Source organism: Methylobacterium sp. B1 (assembly GCF_000333255.1).
GTDB classification, from domain to species: Bacteria; Pseudomonadota; Alphaproteobacteria; order Rhizobiales; family Beijerinckiaceae; genus Methylobacterium; species Methylobacterium fujisawaense.
The window spans coordinates 1-2098 of the sequence record NZ_BACT01000231.1; the positions used below are offsets into that span (position 1 = coordinate 1).

General features: G+C 61.6%; 1 protein-coding gene and 1 pseudogene. One reads left to right on the forward strand and one right to left on the reverse strand.

All coding sequences use genetic code 11. The features are described from left to right. Positions 1-196, reverse strand: a pseudogene (locus I53_RS06355) (AraC family transcriptional regulator); the annotation flags it as partial. A gap of 526 nt (positions 197-722) precedes the next feature. On the opposite strand from I53_RS06355, the gene I53_RS31015 reads away from it, so the two are divergent. After that, positions 723-2098, forward strand: a 1376-nt coding sequence (locus I53_RS31015; protein ID WP_286009574.1) for a S8 family peptidase, incomplete at its 3' end; no start/stop codon positions are given.

Sequence of the window (2098 nt, forward strand, 5' to 3'; positions counted from 1 at the left end):
CGAACAGCAGGTCGCCGAGATGGTAGCTGCGCATCGCGATCGGGATGGTGAGATCGGTCTCCGGGCGGAAGCTCACGTCGAAGATGGGCGCGAGATGGTCCTGCCAGGCCCGGCCGAGCGCCTCCGGATCACCGGGCGGCTCGAACCGCAGGCAGGCGACCTCGCCGCCCGGAGCGGCGCCGCCGGCTGGTGCCACGTCCGGGTCCCGGTTTCTCTCCTCGGAAGACATACGTGGAGCCTGACACCTGCTGTTAGCGCGACCGATGAAGAACGAGGGCCTGCCCCAAGGTGACGCGTGGCAACGCGGTCGGGTCGTCCCGCACGTTAGCCGCGTCCATCCGGACAGTCCTCCTATCTCCCGCCGACCCGAGCAGCTGTACACTGTCGTTTGTCGCTGCGGCGTGCGATTCGACGCAGGTGTCGCCCGACCGGGCCGCAGCGGGCCCAGCATCGGAGGATTCTGACCTGCGCGCCGGTGGGATGGTTCCTTCCGTCTCAGAAAGGGGGATCCCCGTTTCAGAATGTTGCGCGCGGCGCAGAGTGTGGCTGCAATGTGATAGTTCGTTAAAGCCGCATTTTCTAACCCCCGCGCAAAGTCTGTGACAGGCATGACGGGGGTCAGTCCGATGGTCCAACAGTATAGCGACGTCGAGCATGCGACCGGATCCTGTGATCCGAGCAGGAGCACGGGCGCCGGAACGCGACGGTGCGGCCCCGTCCGGATGGGATTGCTGGTCGGCAGCTCGCTCGCCACGCTCGCGCTGGCTCTGGGACCTGTGGCGGCGCAGACCGTGCCGGCGCGCTCGCCCTCGACTTTCGGACTGACAGCGGCTGATTTCTCTAACTGGTCGGCTTACCAAGGTGATTGGGGGCTCGCCGCGATCAATGCCGCGACGGCTTACGCGCATGGCTATACGGGGCTCGGCGTCTCGGTGGCAGTTGTCGATAGCGGCATCGACCCCAATCACCCGAAATTTGCTGGGCGGATATCGTCTGCCTCTCGGAACTTTTGGCTCACCGATCCCCCTGGAGCGATCCGCAGCACTCTTCTCGTCGACCTCAACAGTCATGGGACGCACGTTTCAGGAACGATCGGGGCATCTGCAGCCGGCGGCGAGATGATGGGCGTCGCTTTTGAAAGCACGCTGCTCTCACTGAATGCGATCATGGGCCCGGCCGAGGCCAATTTTATCAAGCAGAGATTGGGCCTCAACGAAATCTCGACCGATGCCAATGCCGCGGTTGATTTCGCGGCAGCCAATGGGGCGCGAGTTCTCAATGGCAGCTATGGCCCCTCCTTGCCGACCAAGCTCATTCTCGATGATAACGGCAATGTAATATCCAATCCTTATTACGTTCAGCTGAAAATACAATCATACGAATACGGTGACGCACTGGCGGAGTACAGCGCCCTCAAACGTGCCGCAGACAAAGGTATGCTGCTAGTCTTTGCGGCTGGCAATGAGCGTGAAGATCAGGAAAAAGTCGCCGTCAATCCGACCGGCGTTGCGTTCTATCCTTTCATACGTCCAAGCAACGCAAACAGCGGCGTCTATCAGCTCAATGATGGTCAAAATCGGCCGATCGATCAGTCGAAGGTCGATTTTTCAGACTTGTCAGGCTACATCGTTTCAGTCGTCGCAACTGACAAAAACAATCAAATCGGATCTTTCAGCAATCTATGCGGCGTGACAGCAGCTTGGTGTATAGCCGCGCCCGGCGTGGGTATCTACTCGACCGTTCCAGGCGGCGGATACGGGTTAAAAAATGGTACATCGATGGCAGCGCCGCATGTCTCCGGTGCCGCAGCCGTGCTGATGCAGGCGTTCCCGTTCCTGACGGCGCCGCAGATCGCCCAGACGATGTTCACCACCGCCACCCACCTCGGCGACGGACCGGCCAACGCCCCGAACGCCACCTTCGGCTGGGGCCTGCTCAACCTCGGCAAGGCGATCGACGGTCCGGGCCAGTTCACCTCGACCTGGACGGTCAACACCACCTATAACGGCCAAGCCTATTACGGCCGCTTCGCCAACGACATCTCGGGCGTCGGCGGCCTGATCAAGACCGGGCTCGGCACCCTCGAACTCGCCGGCAC